The following is a 24848-nucleotide window of genomic DNA, read 5'->3' on the forward strand; positions in this document are numbered from 1 at the left end:
GGCAAGGATGATGAAAAGAGTTCTAGCAGATTTAAAAGGCCACTTGATGAGTGGAATTAGTTTTGTACTGCCATTGATTATTGGTGCTTCACTGGTTGTTGCCATTCCGAAAATGATTGCTCTTGGTATGGGAATCACAAGCTTAGATCCATATGCTGACACGGAAGGCTTTAAACATGCGCTTTATTTGATTGAACAAGTAGGATGGACAGGAATCGGCTTGATCAATACTGTCTTGGCTGGTTTTATCGCGTATTCTGTTGGAGATAAGGCTGCGCTAGGTGCCGGCTTTATCGGTGGTGCGGTCGCTTCTAGTACCAATGCTGGGTTTTTAGGGGCAGTTATTGCTGGGTTCTTAGCAGGATACTTAGTGAAGTGGGCGAAAGAACATATCAAATTACCGGAGTCGTTTGTTGGTGTGATGCCGCTGGTAATTTTACCCTTGATTGCTACATTGTCCGTAGCAATCGTCATGGGTGCTTTACTCTCTGAGCCATTGGCGTGGATCAATACTAGTTTGGTTGAATGGATCCGAACCATGATTGAAAATGACGTTAACAAAATTTTACTGGCAGTCATCATGGGGGCAATGATTGGCTCTGACTTAGGGGGACCTGTAAACAAAGCTGCTTGGATGGCAGGAAATGTGTTACTAGCGGAAGGAGTCTATTTACCAGCCATCATCGTGAACGTTGCGATTTGTGCGGTACCATTTGGATATGCCTTAGCAACTTTGTTCCACAAAAATCGATTCAACAAAGAGCTACTGGATGCTGGGCGTAATAACTTTATTATGGGGTTCATCGGAATCACAGAAGGAGCAATTCCTTTTACATTAGTCAATCCATTACGGCTTGTGCCGATCAACATGTTGGGAGGTGCAATCGCTTCTGGTTTGGGGATCGCATTAGGAATGTATGACAAAATGCCGCCAGTTGGGGGAATCTACGGCTTCTTCACTGTTGGAAACGGTTGGGCGTATTTGATTGGACTATTTGCAGGAGCAGCCTTCATCGGTTTTGTTGCGCCTTTATTCGTGAATTTCAATAAGCAAGAAGAACAAACAGAAGATATTGCCCTCGATGATATTGAAGTGAGCTTTGAAAATTAAGCAACAAGGCTGATTAGCTAAATAGTAGCAAAAGAAAAGGCACGAGCAGGTGATTTTTCAAGAACGTTTTAAGGTATCTGACAAGGACAAGACTTGGGGAAGAAAACAAGAGTATTTGAAGAGAAACGATTTTCAAAATTCGAAGCATTCATGTAAGGATCAAATTACGCGTACTAGATGGTAAAAAAATTGAGAAAAATTAATAGGCACGAACGACACCCATCGTTACGTGCCTTTTTTAATCACGGGAGAGGAATGATTGAATGAAAAAAACAGTACATGTCGTACCCCACAGTCATTGGGATCGCGAATGGTATTTTACGACGAGTCGCTCGAAAATCTATTTGATGCACGATCTAAAAAACGTCATTGAACAACTAGAAAAGGATGATCCTTATGAAAGTTTCATTTTAGATGGACAGGCTTCTCTGTTAGATGATTACTTGAAATGGCGCCCACAGGACAAAGAAAGGATTCAACAACTTGTTCAACAAGGGAAATTGATCATTGGCCCATGGTACACACAAACCGATCAATTAGTGATCTCGGGAGAAAGCATTGTTCGAAATATGTTATATGGCATGAAAATTTGTGAAGCATTCGGAACCTACATGAATGTCGGCTATGTGCCAGATTCTTTCGGACAAGCAGCTAGTATGCCACAAATCTATCGAGAGTTTGGTATCACTGACACAATGTTTTGGCGCGGTGTCAGTGATGATGATGTTAAACACACAGAGTACAAATGGCGTGGAGAAGATGGTTCTGTGGTCAATGTTTACCAGATCCCAAGTGGGTACTACATTGGCGGTGCCATTCCTGAACGAGAAGCAGAATTAGCAGAGTTCTTACATCAAGAACCGTTTAAAACGACTTGGGGACGCAGTGCAACGGATCAAGTGTATTTTCCAAATGGTTTCGACCAAGCACCAGTTAGAGAAAATCTTCCAGAATTAGTTGATCGAATGAATCAACTGTATCAGGATGAGTATGAGTTACAATTTTCAACGATTGAAAAATACATTGCTGCGGTCAAAGCACGCCATCCTGAGTTGGAAGAAATCGCTGGTGAACTGATCAACGGCAAATTGATGCGAATCCACAAAACGATTTTTTCTTCACGTCCTGATTTGAAGGCGATGAACACTCAGATCCAACATTACTTAGTCAATGTCATGGAGCCTATCCTAACAATGGCTATGCAATTAGGATTTGAGTACCCTGTGGAAACAGTCATAGAGATTTGGAAGTTAATGTTTGAAAATGCGGCGCATGATTCGATTGGTTCTTGTGTTTCTGATACGACCAACGAAGATATCTATATGCGCTATAAGCAAGCGCGAGATATTTCCATGAATCTTGTCGAATTGACGTTACGACAGATTTCTACTGCAATCAACAACCCACAAGCAAAAGAAATTACTTTTACGCTTTTCAATACCTATGACACAAAACGTAATGGGGTGATCGAAGCAGAGGTTTATTTGCCGCAAAAAGAATTTGCGATCCTTGACCAGTCAGGTCAGGCGTTACCTTATACGATTTTAGAGCTTACCGACCAAACGGAGTATGTGTTGAATCAGGGGAACATATTAGATCCAGTCAAGGAGATCTATTTGCCGGAGAAAGTCTATAAAGCAAAGATTGCCATAGAAGCGACTGACGTGCCGAGTATGGGGTATACCCAGCTGACAATTGATTTAAAAGGTGATACAAGCGCACCATTGCAGGAGATTACAACCAATACGATCGAAAATGAGTACTATCAGATCACTGTCAATAGCAATGGCTCGTTGGATATTCTAGATAAAACCAATCAGGTGCTTTATCAAAATCAAGGGATCATTGAAGAAAATGGCGACGATGGTGATTCATTCAATTATTCACCACCTGTGAAAGATTTTGTGATTTCATCAATTGATGCGCAACCAACGATCTCGATTCAGCAATCAGCAATCTACCAAAAGATTGATGTGGCATTCACGCTGAGGGTTCCGAAGGATTTAGCTGAACGTGCAGAAAAGAAGGCCTCGGCTTCACTGCCGATCCAATTGACGATCGTGTTGAAAAAACAATCGCAACAAATTGATTTCAACTTAACGGTTGAAAACCAACAAGTGGATAGTCATCGGGTATGTGTGCTATTTGATACCGGAATTGCCTCGAAATTTTCGCTGGCTGACCAACAGTTTGGTACGTTGCAGCGTCCGGTTGTTTTTGAAAAAGAAATGGCTCTTTGGGAAGCTAATAAAGAGCAATGGAATGAGAAGCCGATTGCCATAGAAACTTGTCAATCGTTTGTCGGTTTATTCGATGCGTCCCATGGCGTAGCAGTCATGCCTCAGGGGGTACGTGAATATGAGATCGTGGGGGAAGCGTTTGATACGATTCGCTTAACGATTTTCCGAACCTATGGCTTCATGGGGAAAGAGAATCTACTGTATCGACCAGGGCGTGCTTCAGGAGAATCAGTGATTGCGACACCAGCTGCGCAGTGCCACAAAACGATGCATTTTGATTTCTCTGTTGCTTACTTTGCTCAAGGATTTGATCGAGCAAATGTTGCACAACATGCCAAACAAGCAGTAACACCGATCACGCTTTATCAATCCGCAGAATTCCTGAATTCTCGCTTGATATTTACTTTAGGACCGGTTGAACCAACCTTACCGGCAAACTTTAGTCTTTTTGAGATCAATGGCAATTTGACCCTGAGTGTATTGAAAAAAGCCGAAGATCGTCCAGGTTATATTTTGCGCCTATACAATGGGCTTTTAGATGAAGGAGGACACGCGACGATCACATTCAACCATCCAGTGAACGTAGTGGAAACAGTCGATTTAAAAGAAGCTACAAAAGAAGCACTTCTTGTGGAAAAGAATGTAGTCACTCTTGAAAAGATAGACCATGCAAAATTTGTGACATTGTACGTAGAGTAATTGCTAGTGATCGAGAGTAAGGATATTCAAACACAGAGTTGAAGAAAATTCATAGTTAAAAGGTCAACCTCCCGTATACATTCTAACTAGATGTGTACGGAAGGTATGTTTTATTTTCGACTATTTTTAGCAGTTTTTTGTTGAGAGTCTATCAATTGATAGCAATGACAAGTAAAGAATTTTCTCAGCTACAGCTTTTCCTAAAAATTCCCCTCCAGTTTGAGAAAAATGCAGATGATCCCCCGAATCAAATGCAGAAGCTAATCTTGTTTTATCAGAAGGATCTCTTACCATATCATTGATATCGATCGTATTTTCTTGCGTCATTAACCATTGATTAAACGCAGTTCGGATAGCTTCTTTTTCCTCGGTCCAACTCGGCTTTCCTTGGTTGTAAGAATAGTTAAAAGGGGGAAGCGTGAGGGGAACAAACGGAATGTCTGCTTTATTTGCCAGATTTATTAGAACTTTGTAGTGTTTGATCAACTCCTCTTTGGTAGGTAATTCTGAAAGTGGAGAGCCCGTTCCTGGATGAAATAAGTCATTTAACCCAATCAATGAAACGATCAAATCTGGCTTTTGATCCACGACATCTACTTGGAACCTGTTTATTCCTGCAACCCCAAAACTGTCTTTCCAACGAGAAATCCCTGAACCTGCACATGTCAGACGATTACCTGATATGCCAGCATTAAAGCTTGTTGCAACCAGACCACGTTTGTTTAGATTGTCGATGACACTATCGCTAAAATATCCTTGATTCGTCAAAGAGTCACCAAAAAAAGCAATGACTTTTGCATCAACTTCCGTTTCTAGAGCAACTGAAGTAATTCCAAAAATAAAGTTATTGGTTTCTCTTATATTCGAATGGACTACTTGATCAGACAGCAAGTTTGCCGAGGAAGATACGCGATTGATCTCGTTAGAAAATAATGCCTCTATCAGAATATCGGCTCCTTTGGTTACTGTAAAATCAATGTCATCTGTCCATAAAGTGGCCCCAGCTGGGACAATGAATTGTGGTCGATTATCTAAGGTAATAACACTGGATTGTTGGTTTCCCGGATCACTACTGATTTTTATCGACTCTACGTTTAAATCAAAAGAATCGTAGCGGTTACAAAGTTCAAGTGCTAATCGTTTTCCAGAAAGCGGCTGCTTGATTCTCAAACGTAATTTACGTCCATTAGGAGAAAAGTTTAGTACTTGGTAATTAGAAAATACTTGATGCCAAATTATTTTTTTCATCATATATCACCTTACAGTTCATCTGCAGCGTTCATTTTATCATTGAAACCAAAAAGCCAAGTCAAAAGAAAGGATAGCAAAAATGTTCCTATATGAGAGAGTAGATAAGCATAGAAATTTTTATCGATCCCTGCAACCGGGTTGATAAAAGAGGCAAAGCCTATAACCCCACCTGCAAATCCATAGTTGACCAAGTGAAGGAAGCCTGCTAGAGCACCACCAAAAATATTTGAAAGGGTCACGAGATAGAAAACTTTTTTGTATTTTAGTAGAATACCATAGATTGCCGGTTCGCCAACACCGCATATTTGTGAAAGAGTGGCAGCAAAGGCAACTTGTTTTAGTTGAGCTTTTTTTGTTTTTAATGCAATCGAGCACGTTGCACCCGCAATACCCATCATCAATACAGACGAGAAGGCATTCATCATACTAAATCCGTTGACAGTTAAATCGTTGACGATGATCGGAATCAATGGCCAGTGCATGCCGAAGACCACTAAGACTGGAAAAAGTGCGCAATAGACGGCTCCGCCAATAATCGTGTTAAAGTCAAAAATGGTACTAATTCCGAATGCAAGCCCATCACTAATAATCGTTATGATTGGTCCGATGATAAGAAGAACGGCTAAGCTTAGTACCAGAACTTCAACGATTGGTGACACAATGGAAGAAATCACGAGAGGAACAATTTTCTTTAAAAACTTTTCAACATACGTTGCTAACCAAGCAGCGACCAGAATAGGGAAAACCGAAGCTGTATAATTCATAATGGGGAATTCTATGCCAAAAATAGCGACCTTCGCAGCTGTACTTGAAGCAATAGTGACTATATTTGGATGAATGAGTATCGCACCCACGACTGCCAGAACAATAGGATTCACCTTTAATTTTTGAGCTGCAGTAAAACCTAAGATGACAGGCAAAAAATAAAAAATGCCATCTGCAATCGTATTAATCAATAGATAAGATTGCGAACTATCTTGTAATAAATCAAACGTCACCAACGAAGCTTGTAATCCTTTGATTATTCCAGCTCCTGCAAGAAGACCGATGACGGGCATCATTGAACCTGTAATTATGCCAATAAACTGATTGAAGCCATTTCGAAATAGCTGAAGAAAATCACTATTGGAATCATTTTCCACCACTCCTTCTGTAGAATCAAAGGCTTGATCATTGTTTAACTGGCGCATTACTTCCTCGTAAATAGCATTTACTTTGTTTCCAACAACCACCTGATATTGTCCTTGGGCTTCTACGACGCCCATTACACTATCCAACTCTTTTATCTTATTTGTATCGGCTTTCTCTTTGTCCACTAGATAGAAACGAACACGTGTAATGCAGTGGATTACATTTTTGATATTATGTTTTCCACCAACGTACTCAATCATGTACTCTGCTAACTGTTTGTCACTCATACTAAAACCTCCTCATTTCTTTATTTCTTTTAACCGGTTACGCTCATTTTAAATTTGTTTAAACAAATAATCAAGTATTTGTCTAAACAAATTAAAGTTTTTTTGTATAGGTAGAATGATATCATGCTATAATTAACTGAAAGAGTGAGGTGGAACTATGGTGAACAAGTTTCGGGATATATATGACACTTTGAAAAATGAAATTAATGAGGGACTCTATAACGATACAATGGTTTTACCGACCGAAATGGCGTTAATTGAGCGATTTGGTACTAGTAGAAATACAGTTCGCCGAGCGATTCAACTGCTTAATGAAGATGGATTGGTTTATAGTGTGAAAGGAAGAGGGGTAGTGATTCTTGAAAGAATCGAGATTGACAAGAAGTCATTCAAGGTAGGAAATTTTCAAGGATTGAAGGCACTATCCTCAGATACTGAAGTCGAAAAAAAAACAATTGTGCAAGAATTTCGCGAGTTGACTGTTGATGTTTCATTAGCAAAAAAAATTTCATTTCCGGTTGGTGAAAGAGTATACCTTGTGAAACGATTACGAATCATTGATGGGAAAGCGATGATGTCAGATACGAGTTATTTCAAAAAAAGTATTGTTAAGGGACTTAATGAGAAAATCATAGCCGGATCAATCTACGACCATATCAGACAAAACTTAGATTTTAAAATCGCTGCATCAAAGTCCATTATGAAAGTTGAGTCTGCAAAAGATTCTGACTTTAAAGAATTAGCTTTAGGAAAAAATAATTGTGTGGGGATACTGGAAAATGCGGTCTATAATGATATGGGAAAATTATTCGAATATACGACCATCAGGTATATACCTAACGAATACGCACTCATTTCATTTGATCAAAATTAAAAACTGGTTTAGCTAAATAACATAAAAGATCACAGCAAAGTGATTTCTAGTACACTGTCTGTATACTTCTTTTTTTCTATTGCACTTTAACAAATCAACTAACTGTCATTTATTTCTAAGTTGATAAATGAATGTGAGTTATCTAAAACAAGACCGAATCAAAAGCCAAAAGGTGGGAGAATACTATGAAAATTAGATCCGCAGCATTGTCTGATCGTAAAGAACTAGCTCATTTATCGAAAGTACTAGGCTATCCAATCGAAGAAGAAGTATTGATCGAGGGTTTAAAGAGGATCTTAGCTGAGGAGGATCATCTCTTACTGGTCGCTGAAATAGGGGGAAAAGCAGTTGGAATGATTGAAGCACAGCCGTATTCAACAGTTTATTCTGCCGGGCGATTTTTTAATGTCCTAGGTTTGGTAGTGGACGATCAAGTGCAAAAGCAAGGGGTTGGGGGGGAACTACTGTCGGCAATTGAAGAAGAAGCCCGACAGAGAGGAATGCAAGGCATTCGATTAAATTCGAATGTCAAACGCCATGCTGCCCACAGGTTTTATGAAAACCATGGCTACCACAGCAGTCATGAACAGAAACGGTTTATCAAGGAATTATAAAAATGAAAAGACGCTGGAGGAGTGACAAACGACACTCCAGCGTCTTTTTTTGTATTCATTTTAATTGGTTCAAAAGACTAATATTTATGGAATCAATGCCAACAACAGTCGTTTAATCTCCTCATAAACCTCTCCGGTTTCCGGCGTCACACGCTGACGATTTTGAATGATAAAAAGATCACGATAGCGGTACTCTGGATCAAGTTCCTGCCACGGCAACTCTTCTGGTAATGAAAGTTTCGAGATGATCGATTTGCCGATGTTTTGTTTTAGTAGGGACAAAATCACTTCGCTGTTATTGGCTTTAATGATTTGCGGATGCAGGTGCTGTGCGTACAGATAGGTTTCGTTAATGTAATACATCCCCGAGTCGTTTTCTCGCAAGACCCAAAAATCAGAAGCGAGGTTGCCTGCTAACACCAATTCATCGCGATAAACGAATTCTTTTTGGATCAACGGCGAAACGATTGATTTTTCTATCAGGCCAATATGGGCTTTGTTTGATTCGACGGCATCGATCACTTCTTGCGAATTCATGATTTTGATTTCAAAGGCAAACGTTGGAAATTCTGCAATCAGCTGCGCCATGATGCTGGGCAGTAAATAAACGGCGGTGGTATTCGAACAAGCGAGCACACACTCCGTTTTAAAATTTTTGGTGTCTTTGGCTTGCGAAAAAATAGTGGACAATGAGCGGAGGGACTCGACCACACGAGGATACAAAAACTCCGCTTGGCTGGTGGGTAAAATCAATTGTTTTCCTTTACGTTCAAAAAGCTTGAAGCCAAGTTCTGCCTCTAAGCGTTGGATTTGCAAGGAGATCGTTGGCTGAGTTTTATAGAGCTGTTTGGCGGCAAGACTAAAGTTTCTCGTTTCATAAACAACAATGAAGGTTTTGAGCAATTCAATCATTTTGCGGACTCCTTTATTATTAATAAAATTTATAATTAGTATTTAAAAGTACAATTTTACAAATAGTTATTAGGTGATTATAGTATAAGTGTAGAGAAAAAAGAAAGCAAATTTAATTGAAATTTTCATACATTAAGAAAGGATGAGTTGATGAAAACATCGATCCAGCATTTTTTACATTCATTGCCAATCCCGATTTGCGGCTTGATTTTAGGCACTGTGTCTTTGGGGAATTTATTGTATTCAGAAGGAATGGAGACGGTTGGAAATGCGTTTTGCACCCTTGGTGTTTTCATCATGGGGCTCTTCCTTCTGAAAGTATGCTTTACATTTAAGCACACGATGTCAGAGTTGCAAAACCCAATCGTTGCTTCGGTGGCGCCGACCTTTACGATGGCGCTGATGGTGATCTCCACTGTTTTTGAACGGGTCATTCCCAATGCAGTGGTGAATGATCTGCTCTGGTGGGGGGCTATCGGCTTACATTTTGCTTTAATGATCTATTTTGTTGTCGTGCATATTTTGCCTGTCGACCTTTCGCTGGAATACATTTATCCAAGCTGGTTTATTACCTTCGTCGGGATTGGCGTAATTCCCAATACTTCTGCTGTCTTTTTTAAAGAGCTAGGAGAAGTGATCGTCTGGATCGCATTGGTATTGTATTTTGCGCTTTTGCCGATTATTTTAAAGCGAATCGTCCATCAAAAGCTAACGGAACGGGCGGCAGTTCCTTTGATCACGATTTTAACAGCGCCAGGTTCTCTTTGCTTAGCAGGTTACCTTTCCGTATTTGAACAAGGCTCTGCTTGGTTTGTCGCCTTTATGCTGTTATTGTCACAAACGATTTATTTCTGTGTCGTCGCTTATATGAAAAACATGCTAGCAGTCGGGTTTTACCCCAGCTATGCGGCATTTACGTTTCCTCTTGTGATCTCGGCGACTGCAATGTTCAAATCAGCACTGTTTTTTGCGAATCACCCACTGATATTTGGGTTTCTACAAGCCTTAACGATTATTGAAACAAGCTTTGCCGTGATTGTCGTCTGCTATGTGTTAGGAAAATATGCTGTTCATTTGTATCAGCAAACCAAAGCGCTGATTGCCGGTCATAGTTACTAAGGAAGCACAAGAGATTATCTATTTTTTAAGAAAATGCGTACTCTACGCAAAACAATAGTACAAGTATTTGAAAAGAAAGGGAAGGGATCGCACATGAAAAGTACAAGCAGAAAAGTTGTCGTTGTCGGAACAGGTTTCGTTGGAACGAGCATTGCGTATTCCATGATCAATCAAGGACTGATCAATGAGTTAGTCTTGATCGATGTCAATCGGGACAAAGCAGAAGGAGAAGCCCTCGATTTGTTAGACGGTATGTCATGGGGGCAAGAAAACATCAAAGTCTGGGCGGGAGAGTACTCGGAATGTAAAGATGCTGATATCGTCGTTATTACCGCAGGGGTCAACCAAAAGCCAGGACAAACTCGGCTTGAATTGATCGATGTGAACGCCGAAATTATGGCAAGCGTCACAAAACAAGTGATGGCTTCAGGCTTTGATGGCGTGCTTGTCATCGCTTCAAACCCAGTCGATGTCTTAACTTATCAAGCATGGCGCGTGTCCGGGTTGCCAGCCAATCGTGTCGTTGGTACGGGAACGACCCTCGATACCACAAGACTTCGAAAAGAAGTGGCGGCAAAATTAGCCATCGATCCACGGAATATTCATGGGTATATCATTGGGGAACATGGTGATTCAGAAGTCGCTGTCTGGTCCCATACAACGATCGGTGGGCAACCGATCGTAGAATTGATCAAGCAAAAGGATCGTTTGACCGTTGCCGATCTAGCGGTTCTTTCTGAACGAGTAAAAAATGCCGCCTATGAAATCATTGATCGAAAACAAGCAACTTTTTACGGAATAGGGATGAGTGTCGCAAGAATCGTTCGAGCGATCTTAAATGATGAGCAAGCGATTCTACCGGTTTCTTCCTACCTTGATGGAGAATATGGCATCAACGATTTATTCACAGGGGTTCCTGCAGTTGTGGACCAAAACGGTGTTCGCGAAATTATTGAATTGACGCTTACTCCTGAGGAAAAACGGCAGTTTGATACTTCGTGTCATCAGTTACGAGCAGTAATTTCCACAATTGGACAAAGCAAAGTCAGCTGATCTCTAGAACACCAGTAATGAAATCCTCGGGTTCGTTTTTGCCAAAGCATGGTTCGACTATTTACGGTCGGCCATGCTTTTTTTACATCTAGCCAAGAATGTTAAAAGGAAATGGCTTATTTTACGCGAAGCACCCAGTATTCAACTCTCTTTTTTCTTACTCCTTTAGAAAAAAACAGCCTCAGTGAATGACAGAAAAAGAATGATCGATCAACCTTACAAACTTTCCGAGTTGTAAAAAGTGACAAAGTGTCACCTTGTGTGGTATTCTTCAAAAAGTGACACTTTGTCAATATTTGGAAAACAGGAGGAAAGAGCAATGTTTCTGGCTATAAAAGAAATGCGTTATTCAAAATTAAGATATGGGCTGATCGTAGGAATCATGTTTTTGATCGCCTATGTTGTTTTTATATTGTCTGGCTTAGCAACCGGACTTAACTGGGATTTTAAAAAGGCCATCGTCGACTGGGATTCATCCGCGATCGTTTTATCAGAAGATGCGAATGATACATTTGCGGCTTCGCAATTGACGAGAGGGGATTTAGACCGTGTAGCAGGGACCCAAAAAGCCCCGATTGGTTTATACAGCAGTGTCATCACGGTCAACGATGAACAAGTCAATGTGACTGTTTTTGGTACACAAGACGATGCGTTCTTGTTACCAGAAGTCTTAGAAGGTAAGCAGTTTTCAAAAGAAAATGAGATCACGATTTCAGAAAACTTAGCAGAAGAAGGTATCAAGGTCGGGGATCAAGTGAAAATCGGACGCTCAGATGAAACCTTCAAAGTCGTTGGGATCACCCCAGAAACGTCTTATACGGTGTCACCAGTGATTTATACTTCCCTCGATACTTGGACGAAAATGAAGTTTGCTAATCAACCATTTGCATCTGACAAGGAGCAGCCCATCAATATCATTGTGACCAAATCAAGTAATCCGAAAGTCGATAACCAAGAAGGAACACCGCTCAAAGTGTTGGCAACGGAAGACTTTATTGAAAAGCTTCCTGGATTTTCTGCCCAAAACTTGACCTTAAACGCCATGATCTACTTCTTGTTTGTTGTTGCAACGGCAATCGTGGGGATTTTCATGTATGTGATCACCCTACAAAAAACGGCGATTTTTGGTGTGATGAAAGCCCAAGGGATTCGGACCAGCTTTATTGCTAAATCAATTATTGCGCAAGCATTTATGGTCGGTGTGATCGGGGTAGCCCTAGCCTTTGCGGCGGCATACGGCACCAGCTTGTTTTTACCAGATGCCATGCCATTTTTCTTTGAATTCAAGCAATGGCTGCTTTATAGCGGCATCTTGATTCTCGTGGCAGTTCTAGGCGGCTTATTCTCCATTCGGACGGTCACAAAAGTCGATCCAATCACGGCAATAGGAGGGTAACAAAGATGAAAGACATTTTAGTAATGAAGGATATTATAAAAAAATTTGGCAAGCAGCATACGGAAGTAACGGCATTAAAAGGACTGAATTTTCACGTTCAAGAAGGGGAGTTTGTCAGTATCATCGGCCCTTCTGGTTCAGGAAAAAGTACCTTTTTGACTATCGCTGGCGGCTTACAAAGTCCAACATCGGGAGAGATCATCATCAACCAGGTGAACTTTTCCCAATTAAATGAAAAGCAACGAGGGAAGTTGCGTTTTAAAGAGATTGGGTTTATCTTGCAAAGCTCGAATTTGATCCCTTTTCTAACGGTAAAGGAACAATTTTATTTGGTCGACAAAGTTACAGGGAAAGCCAAGGAAAAGGAACGGATTGATGAATTGCTTGCTTCATTAGATATTCTCGACCTTCAAGACAAGTTTCCCCGCGATTTATCTGGTGGGGAACGTCAACGAGTAGCGATCGGCAGGGCGTTGTTTAATGACCCAAGCTTGATTTTAGCGGATGAACCAACTGCCAGCTTAGACACCGATCATGCGTATGAAGTCGTGAAGTTATTGGTGAAAGAAGCACATGAGAAAAAGAAAGCGACAGTCATGGTCACCCACGACGAGCGAATGATCCAATGGAGTGATCGCATTTTCCGAATGGAAGATGGCAATCTCATCGAACAAAACGCCCCATCAAGAGAAACTGCACAAGTCTGAGTGGAAAAGTAGAGGGATTTGTTTATAATAGAGGGAGTAGATTGCGAATGATGGAGGAGAATCCCTTGCCAAGTACAACATTTTTTCATTTAAAACAAGAGAAAAAAGAAAAAATCGATGCCGTGCTTTTAGAAGAATTTTTCAGCAAGCACATCAGTCAAGTCAAGGTCTCTGCCATCGTCGAAAAATCGCACATTTCTAGAGGGGCGTTTTACAAGTACTTTCAAAACTTAGAAGATGCCTATGACTATGCGATCACCAACTATTCCAACCAAATCCATTCTGCGATTTTTACGTTTATCAATCGCAACAAAAATGATTTTTTCAAAGGGATCGAAGAATACTTGGCTTGGTGCAGTCAATGGTCACCTGAAGATGATCATTGGAAAATGATCCACTTATGTACCCAAAGCAATGCCTGGACGATGCGCGATGCGATCCCTGACGATTCACCCATGATTCGTCATTGGTTGGAGCTGTTGGAAGAAAATCGCTTTACGATCCATGATACGCAAGAAGCCGTCAGTTTCCTTTACTTTATTATGGCGGTTGTGATGGATAGTCTGACAGATTTCATTTCGAATGAATGGACCGCAAAAGAGCTGATCAAAGATTTTCGCTATAAGGTGCAATGGATCAAGTATGGAATCAAAAAGGACGACAAAGAGGAATGAATGCTTCGGCAAGAGGATGGACCAAATACCGCGAGCGGCGAAGAAGTTCATTTACAAAGAAAGAGGTGCCCGACAACTGAAATAGTTGTCGGACACCTCTTTTTTGAGGGAATGATTATTTTTTATTTACACGTTTCGCAATGATCGGCAAGATCAAGCCAATCAAAAGAAAGGCGATTGGCGTAATGATATTTAAGGCCAATTGGAAGAACCAAGCTTGCGGATCTGCCGCATAATCAAGCTTAGGAACCATCCCTAAAATGCAGGCAAAGGCCGTGAACAAGAAGCACCATAAGCCGATCCCAAAGCCAACCTTGGTGTTTTTCACGAATTTATAATCGGAAGTAAAGCGATTGGCATGTTTGTTGACTAGCATAAAGGCTAAGAAGACCCATAAGTAACGCAATGGCATGACAACTGAATTCAAGTTCAACAACCAACGATACAGTTCGGTCATATTGCCGATTCCTAGTGCTGGAATAATGATCAAAATGCTGACTAGGATACCAGTCATAATATACCCATTCACTGGTGTTCCTTTTTTGTTTAGTTTTGCTAAGCCATTTGGTACAAATTCTGAATCAGCATCAGACAATAATATTTTCAATGGGGCATCAATTGAAAATGCCAACGCAGAAATTTGCGCCAACGCATTGGCGATGGAATAAAGAATGACAAAAAAGTTGCCAATTCCGTAGAAGTTTCCTAGTCGTTGAAAGGCTTCATAAGCGCCGTTGACCATCAAATCTTCTGGAATATGGTTGGCATCAAAAAGCATCCCCATTGCAATCGAGCCGAGCAAGGCACATAACGCCACCATACCGGCTAAAAAGATCATGCCTTTTGGAAATTCTTTGGCAGGATTTTTTGTGTTATTTACGTAAGGCGAGATTTTTTCACAGCCACCTACTGCAAATACCAGCATCGAGATCGTGGTTAAATAGGTAAAGTCAAATTTAGGGATATAGGTTGAAACAGATGACATGTTTGGTGTAGCAATTTCAGCACCAGTCATTGCTGGAGCAGTCACTGCTAAAAGGATAAAAAGAATCGACATCACGAACATGGCTGTTCCGGCGATGTTCCCAATCATTTTTAAGGTCGTCAATCCTTTAGAGGCAATCCATAAAAAGAATAGAAAAATAGCTAAACAAATCAACGATACTTCCATGGAACCCATCGTCGATACAAATGTACCATTTCCTTTAAATAACCAACTCAATGATACTAAGATTCCTTGGGGTTTTTGTGCCAAGTAGGGCACGTGAACGACCCAATAAGTCCAAGCAGCAAAGAAAGCCAACCGCTTTGTTGAGGTTTCTTTGATCCATGAGGAGACCCCACCACTTGACTCTTTGAAGGTCGATCCTAACTGACCAACACTTAATGCATAGGGTACAAAATAAAGAGCCATAATTAATAGCCACGAAACAACAACAGTCAACCCTTGTTGAGCGTAGTTGTTTACAACATTTCCCAGTCCCCAAACAGAGACGAACGCCATCAGCGCAATATTATACCAGCGTAATTGTTTCTCATTCATCGCTTTCTCCTTCTTAAAATGATTTTTCTGACTGGTTAAAATAGAGCGTTTTTTGAAATTTAGTGAGAAAAAAATTTCTTTCCATAAGCGCTTGATCACTATCAAGTTTCTTATGCATTTTTTCACAAATGTCAAAGGTCAAATTGAATAAAAAATTTCACTTGCTTCTTTTTTATCCAGTCGTCGATTTTCCATAGTTAGGATAAACCTCTGAATTCTTTTGGTCAAGAAAAATTAAATTGTTATTTTAAAAAAATAATAAATTTCTGATGATTGAAAAAGCAAACATCATCATTCATTAATAATCTGAAAGAAATGCTACTACATTCGGTCAAGGGGATGGATAGGAGAGGGACCATTTCATTTAAAAGAAGCGATGGCTCTTTCTAAAAAGAAAGAAGAGGTCGGTATTTCTTAAGCTGATATGGAGAAATTGTTAGATGAAGTATAGAGTATTATACATGCCTCAGCTACAAAAACAACTAAAGAAAATGGGTCGAAATCAAGCAAGAATAATTGTCGCTTGGATCAGAAAAAATTTAGAAGGAACAAGCAACCTTCACCAATATGGGAAAGGATTAAATGAAAACAGTAGTGGCAAATGACGTTATCGCATTGGCAATTATCGTATTTTAGCAAATAGAAATGAATCAGAAATAGTGATTGAATGATTTGCTATTGGTCATAGAAGTATTGTATAGATAAAATAAAAAGCGGCAGCTGCCATCAAGGATGCTGCTTTTTTTGTGTTTAGAAAAGACAATCACTCTACGAAAAGTTCTATAGCATCCCCAAGCTTTTTAAGTTATGATAATCAGAGAAAGCGGACAAGGAGAACGACAATGAAAGAACAATTACTCGCGTATTTGCAAAATCAAACAGCTTTTTTCTCTATCGAAAATGTAAGCGATATCTTTACTGCGAAAGATATTGCCGAGAAGTTTTCCGTCAAGAGAAATACCATCAGTCACTACTTGAATCAGTTAACGGAAGAAGGTCGCCTTGTGAAAATTGCGACCCGACCCGTTTATTTTTTTCATAAGCAGGCATTTGAAATCCAAAATTATCCTTTAACAAAAAACGTGTATGATAGTCTGGCTGCGGTGGCGGAAGAAAAGCCTTTTTTTGATCAAAAAGAAGATTTCTTTTCCAGTGTGATCGGCAGCAAAGGTAGTCTGGCAGAAATCATTGAACAGATCAAGATGGCAGCCTTCTATCCGAATGGCGGGCTTCCCTTCTTATTGACGGGAGAAAGTGGAACTGGGAAGAGTTTTCTCGTAAAAATGTTCCATCATTATTGTGTGGCAAATGAATTACTAGAAAGTGATGCTCCGCTGATTACGATCAATTGCGCACAGTATGCCAATAACCATGAGCTATTGACGAGCAATTTATTTGGACATGTAAAAGGAGCCTTCACTGGCGCAGAAGAAGATCGCGAAGGTGCATTTGAAGCAGCAGACGGTGGAGTCCTCTTTCTTGACGAAGTTCATCGACTGAATGCTGAAGGACAGGAAAAATTATTCACTTTTCTGGATCAGGGAGTTATCTATCGAATGGGGGATACGGGCCGGCCAATCTCAGTTGATTGTCGGTTGGTGTTTGCGACCACCGAAGATTTGAAACAAACATTTCTAACAACCTTTATACGGCGAATTCCGATCCAAGCGACATTGCCCGCTTTGGAAGAACGGACGGTTTCCGAAAGGAAGCAGTTGATTTTGCAAGCATTTATTGAAGAACAAAAACGTATCGGTTTGCCGTTAGAGCTCTCACCTCAAGTAATCGAAATTTTAACGACCAGTCATTTTTCTGGGAATGTCGGTGAATTAAAAAGTACAATCAAAATTATTACAGCCAAAAGCTATACAGCCAGTTTAAAACGAGAAGTAAAAAAAATAGCAGTCACTGTGTATCATTTGCCAGAACACTTACTGCAACTGACAGAAGAACCTAATGAAATGGGGACAATGCAACCGGTTCTTATTGATAGCCAAACTCAAATCCAGCAGCTAACTGCGGAAAGTGAACCCGAACAACAAAAGATCATTCAAACGTATGAACAGATCTTACTTAATTATGTCCAAGCAGGGCAGGACTTTGCGGCGGCAGCCGAGCCTATTTCAAAAGTGATCGAAAGGCTTTTCGAAAATTTATTGTTTGATCATAAACAGGAACAAAAGCAGCGGACAATGATTTTTGTGACAGAACATGTTCAGCGAATGATGGAGCAGATCGAGCATTCTTTTCAAATCAGTTTTAATGGTAGCATGGTTTATACAATCAGTTATTATTTATGGTTGCGGAGAAATGTGGAGTGGCTGCCGGATGATCAAGACAAACTTTTATTGACAGAAAATCTATTGAAAAGTGTGAAAAAGCATTATTCTACAAGTGATCGTTACACCGAGAATTTGTTAGGCCTAGTGCAAAAAGCATTGGATATCGAGTTAACAAGTATGGACCGAATCATTTTTACACTTTATATCAATGATATGGGGTATTCCAAAGATTCATCGCTCCCCCGTAGCATCATAGTAGCCCATGGTTACGCAACCGCCAGTAGTATCGCGAATGTTGCGAACCGCTTATTGAATGAATCGGTTTTTCAGTCTTTCGATATGCCATTAGAGGTCACGCCCAAACAAATTGCGGAAAGGGTTACCACCTATATTCAGAAAAACGATGTATCTAATGGACTCGTTGTCTTGTTCGACATGGGATCTTTGAAAGAAGTCTATCAATATATTCCAGAATTGGCGGTTCCAATTGTTATGATGAACAATGTAACGACAAGTGTAGCCCTCGCTGTGGGGGAGTGTATCCAACAGAATATTTCCTTGAGAGAAATTCCAGAGCGAGTAAATACCTTTCACCAAAACGAATGGGAAATCATTCTTCCAAAAGTGAAAAAAGAGAAAGTTGTCATTACAACTTGTTCAACCGGAATTGGAACTGCTGTTCAAATCTCTACCTTATTAGAAAAGAGTATTCCTGATCATTTACAGATTCGGATCCTTCCTTATGAATTCAACCAGCTGGAAAACAGTGAACATATAAGACAGACATTGGCAGCGTATGACATTGTTGGTGTTGTGGGAACCACTAAACCTCGCCAAGAGCTGGCTCCTTTTATTTCTTTAGAAGAACTAATTTCGGGTGCTGGGACAGAGGTGCTATTAAGTTGGCTAAAAGAAGAATTGGATGAAGAGATGATTGCCTATGTGAACAATCAATTAGTAAGAAACTTTTCATTGGATCGAGTGATTCAATCGGTAACGATTCTAGATACAGAAAAAGTGATTTCTCAAATGGAATTTTTCGTGGGAAATCTGGAGCGTATGTGGCAGCAACGGATCGCCAATGATCGCAAACTCGCGTTGTTTGTCCATACAAGTTGCTTAATTGAGCGTCTTATTCGAAATGAAGCCATTGATACTTATCATGCCAGCGACACATTACTCCAGTGTCATGAAAAACAGCTGAATGAGATCAAAAAAGCATTTAGTGTCATTGAAAAGGTTTACAGTGTCGCGATACCGGAATCTGAAGTTTGCTACATCTATGATGTTTTGTTTGGAAACACTGATTCTTCAATGGTTGAAGCAGATTTTTAATCGATAAGAAAAGCGTGCCACTTTTTTTGGCACGCTTTTTGCGTTTAGTAAGATGTAACTTGGAGCAAAGTGAGGTGAAAGCAGTGGAACGACTCGTTATTTTAGCATCCCACGGACGATTTGCATCAGGAATCTTGCATTCGTTAGAACTTATCTGCGGTAAAAAACAATCAGTCCTTGCGATTGACTGTTATGTGGACGAAGCATTTGATCTAACGACAACGGTAGATACCCTGATGGAAACATATAAAGAACATGAAGTGATCGTTATCACAGATATTTTTGGCGGCAGCGTGAACAATGAATTTTTGCGTTATATCCAACAACCCAATTTTTATTTAATCGCAGGTTTGAATTTGCCATTGTTGATTGAATTGACGACACAACTTCAAGGGGGAGGTGCAATTTCAGAAACGATCCATCAAGCGCTGGCAAATTCGAAAGATATGATCCAGTTTTGCAATGATAGTGTAGCAAAAGAAATCGAAGAAGAAGAATTTTAGGAGGGACGACATGATTATTTTGACACGAGTCGATCATCGGCTATTACACGGCCAAGTCGCATTTTCTTGGACCCAAAATTTAGGCGCAGATTGTATTTTGATTGCCAATGATGATGTACCGACAAATGATATTCGTAAGACAACGATCAAATTAGCAAAACCGCAAGGCGTAAAACTGGTGATCAAATCAATTGAGGATTCAATTCATGCCCTGCAAAGCGGTGTAACGGATAAATACAAATTATTCATCGTAGTTGATTCCATCAAAGATGCGTATAAGTTAGCAGAAAACTGTCCAGAGATCGACAAGATCAATCTCGGTGGGATCAAAGCCAAAGAAGGCTCTAAAAATATTGGCAAAGCAGTCAATGTTTTACCAGCAGAAGAAGAACTCTTGAGAAAAATGGTTGCAAAAGGAATCGCTGTCGATATCCGTCAAGTACCTTCGGATAAAAAAGTCGCTGTCGAAGATGTTTTATAAAGAAAGGAGCAAAAGAGATGCTGCAAGCAATATTACTTGGAATTGTTGCATTTATTGCGCAGTCTGAATACGCATTAGGAACGTCATTACTGTCGCGTCCGATTGTCACTGGATTGTTTACAGGAATCGTATTGGGGGACATAAACACTGGAATTATTATGGGAGCAACACTAGAGTTAGCGTTTATCGGCTCATTTTCTGTCGGTGCTTCTATTCCGCCAGATGTCGTAACTGGAGGGATTCTGGGTACAGCTTTCGCAATTACGGCAGGAGCGGGAACCGAGACGGCTTTACTGTTGGGACTTCCAATCGCCACATTGACCCTTATCTTGAAAAATGTTTACTTGGGGTTGCTTATCCCAATGATGAACCAAAAAGCCGATTTATACGCGGCAGATGGAAACTACAAAGGTGTAGAACGAATGCACTTATTAGCAGGTTTTGGCCTATCTCTGATGTTAGCCCTTGTAGTGACGATCTCCTTTATGGTAGGCAGCAATACGATTAGTAAATTATTGGCTATGATTCCAGCCTTTGTACAGAACGGCCTATCAGTTGCAACTGGTTTGATTCCAGCCCTTGGGTTTGCCATGTTGGCTAGGTTACTGATTAACAAATAAGTTGCACCGTACTTCTTTTTAGGTTTTGCATTAGCAGCTTATTTAGAGATTCCTGTTACAGGGATTGCAATCTTCGGAGCAATAACGGCTGTTGTAGTCGTGAATTTAAGAAACATTCGTGGACAAGGGCAATCTATTCAAATGACTTCAGTGGAGGTACTAGATGATGATGAAGACTTCTAATGAGAAACCCGAAATTACCAAAAAAGAGTTGAATCGTGTCTTCTGGCGTTCATTTCAAATGGAGTTCTCATGGAACTATGAGCGACAGATGAATCTAGCTTATGTCTATGCGATGATTCCGATTTTAAAGAAACTCTACAAAACAAAAGAATCGATGGCCGATGCGTTGAAACGGCACCTGGAATTTTTCAACACGACCCCGCATATCGTCACTCTTATTTTAGGAATCAATGCGGCGATGGAAGAAGAAAATGTCAATGATCCAAATTTTGATTCTTCAGCGATTGATAACATCAAGACCTCTTTGATGGGCCCTTTAGCGGGAATCGGTGATTCCTTCTTTTGGGGAACGTTGCGGCTAATTGCTACTGGGGTAGGAACTTCATTGGCATTACAAGGAAATATCTTAGGTCCGATTCTGTTTCTAGTGATTTTCAATGTTCCTCATCTACTATTTCGTTATTTTGCGACTGGTTGGGGATATAAGCTTGGGACAGGATTTTTAAAGAAAATTCAGGAAAACGGTTTGATGGAAAGTTTAACTTATGGCGCTGCAATCATTGGTTTGATGGTCGTAGGAGGAATGACCGCTACGATGATCGATATCAACATTCCGTTGCAGATTGGTTCAGGAGAAAATGCAGTTACGGTTCAAAGCATCTTTGATGATATCGTTCCGAAAATATTGTCATTGGGTGCCTTTGGGGCTGTCTTTTATCTTTTGAAAAAAGAAGTCAAGCCGCTAATTATTCTGCTGGGATTAGCAGTCGTAGGTATTTTAGGATCCTTGATTGGACTCTTTTAAGGAGGAATTGTTGTGGCAACGATGATGGACTATATACAAGAAGAGCAAGCAACACTAGTTGAGATCTTGCAGGGGTTTGTTCCTAAAAAAGAAGAAAAAAGAGCTGCAATCGAGAATTTACTGATTTTGGCAACGGGCTCTTCTGCCAATGCCTGTTTAGCAGCAAAGTACGCAATGGAGAAATTAGCGCAGATCACTGTCACGATTGAAGAGCCATACCACTTTAATCATTACGGCCATCTTTCTAAAGAAATCGAGACAGTTTTGGCGGTTTCTCAAAGCGGAAAAAGTGCTTCTACGATAGATGCAGTGGCGCAGTTGTCCAAGCAAGATATTTATACGATCGGTTTAAGCAGTGATCCCGAAAGTCCCCTTGCTCAAAAAGTTAACGAAAGCATTGATCTAGGAACTGGGATCGAGACCGTTGGATTCGTGACCAAAGGATATGTAGCAACAGTATTGCAACTCTATTTAATGGGGGTATCTATTGGCTACAGCAAAGGTATATTATCCGACGACCAAGTGTCGATGATCAAAAATCAGTTAGAGGAGATGATTGAAGCCATTCCTCAGGTCATTGCTAAGACAATTGATTTTTTTGAGAAAAACGCAAGTATTTTTAAACTAGCGAATCGGTTTGTGGCAGTCGGTTATGGACCAAACTGGGGAACCGCTAAAGAATTTGAAACGAAATTTACGGAAACGATTCGAGTGCCTTCGCAAGGATTTGAATTGGAAGCGTATATGCACGGGCCGTATCTTGAAGCCAACCATGAACATGTGCTTTTCTTTATTGAAGCACCAAGCCCGAATCAATCAAGAGCCCAACTGTTGCATGATTATATCGCTTCTTATGTGGGAAAAGCTTATACGATCACCACAGCAGCGGCAAAGAATCCCGATACACTTGGGTTGGATGTTGCATGTGAAGAAACGTTTTCTTCTTTGCTCTTAGTTATTCCGTTCCAAATTTTCTCCTATCTCGGGGCTGCTGCTAAAGGGATCGATTTGAGTAAACGTATTTTTGATGACTTTGATCAAGTGCTAAAAAGTAAAATTTAGAGGTGGAAAAGATGCTGAAATTTAATGAACAACAACAAATTGACGATATTCAAGGAATGTTAGATCTACGTCCAGAAATTGAAAAATTAGTCGATGCCATTGACGAAAAAGGCTTTGACGCCATCTATTATCTAGGAATTGGCGGTACCTATGCTTCTGCGATGCAAGCTGTCACTTACATTAATGGAAAAAGTGACTTACCGGTTTACGTCCAACATGCGGCAGAATACTATACAACCGGCAACCGTCGATTGACGAAAGACTCATTAGTCATCTTGTCCTCTGTTACTGGAACGACACAAGAAGTGGTTAAAGCAGTTGAAGAAATCAAAAAAGTAGGAGCGACATTACTAGGATTTATTGATTCAAAAGGCAGTATTTTGGCGGAACAATGTGACCATGTCATCACGTATCCTGCACCGGGAACCGAACAAATCAAATTCTTTATGGTTGCCGATCGATTAATGAAAAACCATGGGGATTTTCCTGATTACGACGCCTACTATCGAGAATTGGATCAATATTTAGCAAAAGGATTAGTAGAAGCTGAAAAGCAGGCGGATGAATTTGGGCGAGCATTTGCGGAGAAACATCGTCACGATGCGATGCATTATTTCATCGGTGCGGGAAATCAATGGGGCGCAGTCTATTCTTACGCCATGTGCTATTGGGAAGAACAAAGCTGGTTGCGTTCAAAATCGATCCATGCTGCTGAGTTTCTTCACGGAACGTTGGAAATCGTTGACGAAACCACACCTGTCACAGTGTTTTTGGGAGAAGACGAGCAACGTCCATTATCAGAAAGAGTAGCTAAATTATTGCCAAGAATTTGTGGAAACTATACATTGATCGATACCAAGGATTATCCTGTTTCAGGAATCAGTGAGAAATATCGCGGCCGAGTGCTGTCCCACTTATTGATGCATTGTGTGACACAGCGCATTGATGCTTATGTCGAACAAATGAATTGTCACCCAATGGAAATTCGGCGCTACTATCGCCAATTTGAGTACTGATAGAAAACCAAGAGGAATAGGATCGATAGAAAGATAACCCAAAAGAACACTGAAATATAATGTTTCTATGGAGTGGATAGGGAAGCTACCTTAATAAGAAAAAGTGATCTATTCTTAAACTTCATAAATGAAGAACACCTGAATTCATAATTTAACAATGTATAGAGCGTTTCGTTAACTAAATGTTGATGGAACGCTTTTTTTGGTATTTTTTGGAGGAGCAAAAAGAAACGAAAAGAAAAAGGATTTGAAGGGACTTAAACAGTTACTAAAATCTAATACTTCCTTGTTGATAACAAACTAACGAAAGGCAATTAAGTTAGTTTAAAGTTAACGGGAAAAAGAGGGAGGCTAAATCAAAAGGTTTCTAATATTTGTAATAAATGGCAGCAATCTATCATTGAAAAACGTCTGAGAAGTGGAAATTCTTCCTAAAAAGTTAGACCGAATTACTTTGATTTTTGAAAAGAGCATAGCTGAACTACTTAGAAGCGAGGTGTTTTTTGGGGATAGAGATAAGTGTTAAGGATAGTCATATAAGTTTCTGAATGATCAGCAGTGGAGAAGGAAACCCTGGTACATCTTTTCAAGGTGACCAAAAAAGACTTAAACAAAAAAATGGAACAGCATAAATGTTTTCGAAATGCTTTCGCACCAACATTTACCTGTTCCGTGGGTTTGGCACCCAATGGGCCGTGAGGGGCTCGAACCCGCGACCCGCTGATTAAGAGTTAAATAATTGATAGTTTTATTTGGTTTGAAAATGCTTTGTATGTGTTGAATTTTATTAAGTATATCAATGTTTTTAGGCTTGTTTTAATACTAGTTAATACACATAAATATAAAACAGTAAAAGAAGAAACACGGAAATAATCAAGAAAAATGTTGGCAATATGGAGAACGATTCTAACAAAAAGTTTTTTTAAAAAAACATCTTTATATTTAGTTAT

The 24848-nt window shown here is 40.1% G+C and carries 19 protein-coding genes and 2 pseudogenes; 17 read left to right on the forward strand and 4 right to left on the reverse strand.

Annotated features, from left to right (window positions below; genetic code table 11):
• Window positions 1–10 precede the first annotated feature (10 nt).
• Together FJU10_RS15125 and mngB are read left to right on the forward strand one after the other, a co-directional pair.
• Entirely contained in the window at window positions 11–1111 is a 1101-nt protein-coding gene (locus tag FJU10_RS15125) for a PTS fructose transporter subunit IIC (RefSeq protein ID WP_140966275.1), read from the forward strand.
• 263 nt (window positions 1112–1374) lie between these two features.
• Window positions 1375–4050: a mannosylglycerate hydrolase gene (gene mngB, locus FJU10_RS15130; protein ID WP_140966276.1), complete on the forward strand. Its 2676-nt coding sequence runs from the start codon at window positions 1375–1377 to the stop codon at window positions 4048–4050.
• A gap of 126 nt (window positions 4051–4176) precedes the next feature.
• Here the strand turns inward: mngB and FJU10_RS15135 are convergent, their stop codons facing one another.
• Complete coding sequence (locus FJU10_RS15135; RefSeq protein WP_223273086.1) at window positions 4177–5298, reverse strand: SGNH/GDSL hydrolase family protein; 1122 nt, start codon at window positions 5296–5298, stop codon at window positions 4177–4179.
• Window positions 5299–5309: 11 nt separating this feature from the next.
• The gene (locus FJU10_RS15140) at window positions 5310–6719 is read right to left on the reverse strand and encodes a PTS transporter subunit EIIC (RefSeq protein ID WP_140966278.1); all 1410 of its coding nucleotides are present in this window, start codon (window positions 6717–6719) and stop codon (window positions 5310–5312) included.
• 157 nt (window positions 6720–6876) lie between these two features.
• On the opposite strand from FJU10_RS15140, the gene FJU10_RS15145 reads away from it, so the two are divergent.
• Both FJU10_RS15145 and FJU10_RS15150 read left to right on the forward strand, forming a co-directional pair.
• Window positions 6877–7593 (forward strand): GntR family transcriptional regulator, encoded by a 717-nt coding sequence (locus FJU10_RS15145; protein WP_140966279.1) that lies wholly within the window; start codon window positions 6877–6879, stop codon window positions 7591–7593.
• Between the two features lie 185 nt (window positions 7594–7778).
• Window positions 7779–8207, forward strand: coding sequence for a GNAT family N-acetyltransferase (locus FJU10_RS15150; protein WP_140966280.1), 429 nt, complete (start codon window positions 7779–7781; stop codon window positions 8205–8207).
• Window positions 8208–8291: 84 nt separating this feature from the next.
• On the opposite strand, the gene FJU10_RS15155 is transcribed toward FJU10_RS15150, so the two are convergent.
• Window positions 8292–9119, reverse strand: a complete 828-nt coding sequence (locus FJU10_RS15155; RefSeq protein ID WP_140966281.1) for a LysR family transcriptional regulator — start codon at window positions 9117–9119, stop codon at window positions 8292–8294.
• Window positions 9120–9269: 150 nt separating this feature from the next.
• Here FJU10_RS15155 and FJU10_RS15160 point away from each other — a divergent pair, with 150 nt between their 5' ends.
• The 5 genes from FJU10_RS15160 to FJU10_RS15180 all read left to right on the forward strand — a co-directional run bounded on the left by FJU10_RS15160 (window position 9270) and on the right by FJU10_RS15180 (window position 14068).
• Window positions 9270–10238 (forward strand): TDT family transporter, encoded by a 969-nt coding sequence (locus FJU10_RS15160; RefSeq protein WP_140966282.1) that lies wholly within the window; start codon window positions 9270–9272, stop codon window positions 10236–10238.
• Window positions 10239–10331: 93 nt separating this feature from the next.
• A complete protein-coding gene (locus FJU10_RS15165) occupies window positions 10332–11291 on the forward strand; it encodes an L-lactate dehydrogenase (RefSeq protein ID WP_015509125.1) in 960 nt (319 codons plus the stop codon).
• A gap of 319 nt (window positions 11292–11610) precedes the next feature.
• Complete coding sequence (locus tag FJU10_RS15170) at window positions 11611–12687, forward strand: ABC transporter permease (protein ID WP_140966283.1); 1077 nt, start codon at window positions 11611–11613, stop codon at window positions 12685–12687.
• A 5-nt stretch (window positions 12688–12692) separates the two neighbouring features.
• Window positions 12693–13394: an ABC transporter ATP-binding protein gene (locus FJU10_RS15175; RefSeq protein WP_016621799.1), complete on the forward strand. Its 702-nt coding sequence runs from the start codon at window positions 12693–12695 to the stop codon at window positions 13392–13394.
• 47 nt (window positions 13395–13441) lie between these two features.
• A complete protein-coding gene (locus FJU10_RS15180) occupies window positions 13442–14068 on the forward strand; it encodes a TetR family transcriptional regulator (RefSeq protein WP_140966284.1) in 627 nt (208 codons plus the stop codon).
• Between the two features lie 115 nt (window positions 14069–14183).
• Here FJU10_RS15180 and FJU10_RS15185 read toward each other — a convergent pair whose 3' ends face one another.
• Complete coding sequence (locus FJU10_RS15185; protein WP_005225272.1) at window positions 14184–15611, reverse strand: APC family permease; 1428 nt, start codon at window positions 15609–15611, stop codon at window positions 14184–14186.
• A gap of 440 nt (window positions 15612–16051) precedes the next feature.
• Here FJU10_RS15185 and FJU10_RS15190 point away from each other — a divergent pair.
• The 8 genes and pseudogenes from FJU10_RS15190 (at window position 16052) to FJU10_RS15225 (ending at window position 23898) form a co-directional block, all read left to right on the forward strand.
• Window positions 16052–16282, forward strand: a pseudogene (locus FJU10_RS15190) (type II toxin-antitoxin system RelE family toxin).
• A gap of 171 nt (window positions 16283–16453) precedes the next feature.
• Window positions 16454–19228: a sigma 54-interacting transcriptional regulator gene (locus FJU10_RS15195; protein ID WP_140966285.1), complete on the forward strand. Its 2775-nt coding sequence runs from the start codon at window positions 16454–16456 to the stop codon at window positions 19226–19228.
• Window positions 19229–19311: 83 nt separating this feature from the next.
• Complete coding sequence (locus FJU10_RS15200) at window positions 19312–19731, forward strand: PTS sugar transporter subunit IIA (protein WP_077453604.1); 420 nt, start codon at window positions 19312–19314, stop codon at window positions 19729–19731.
• 10 nt (window positions 19732–19741) lie between these two features.
• The gene (locus FJU10_RS15205) at window positions 19742–20212 is read left to right on the forward strand and encodes a PTS sugar transporter subunit IIB (protein ID WP_077453589.1); all 471 of its coding nucleotides are present in this window, start codon (window positions 19742–19744) and stop codon (window positions 20210–20212) included.
• A 17-nt stretch (window positions 20213–20229) separates the two neighbouring features.
• A pseudogene (locus tag FJU10_RS15210) lies at window positions 20230–21015 on the forward strand (PTS mannose/fructose/sorbose/N-acetylgalactosamine transporter subunit IIC).
• Window positions 20999–21820 carry a PTS system mannose/fructose/sorbose family transporter subunit IID gene (locus tag FJU10_RS15215; protein ID WP_140966291.1) on the forward strand — a complete coding sequence of 274 codons (822 nt, stop codon included), beginning with the start codon at window positions 20999–21001 and terminating at the stop codon, window positions 21818–21820. The pseudogene FJU10_RS15210 and the gene FJU10_RS15215 overlap by 17 nt, the downstream one beginning before the upstream one ends.
• Before the next feature lie 12 nt (window positions 21821–21832).
• Window positions 21833–22882 carry an SIS domain-containing protein gene (locus FJU10_RS15220; RefSeq protein WP_140966286.1) on the forward strand — a complete coding sequence of 350 codons (1050 nt, stop codon included), beginning with the start codon at window positions 21833–21835 and terminating at the stop codon, window positions 22880–22882.
• Between the two features lie 11 nt (window positions 22883–22893).
• Complete coding sequence (locus tag FJU10_RS15225) at window positions 22894–23898, forward strand: SIS domain-containing protein (RefSeq protein ID WP_140966287.1); 1005 nt, start codon at window positions 22894–22896, stop codon at window positions 23896–23898.
• Window positions 23899–24848: the final 950 nt, after the last annotated feature.

Source organism: Enterococcus sp. OL5 (assembly GCF_006491895.1).
In the GTDB taxonomy this organism is placed as follows: Bacteria; Bacillota; Bacilli; order Lactobacillales; family Enterococcaceae; genus Enterococcus_D; species Enterococcus_D innesii.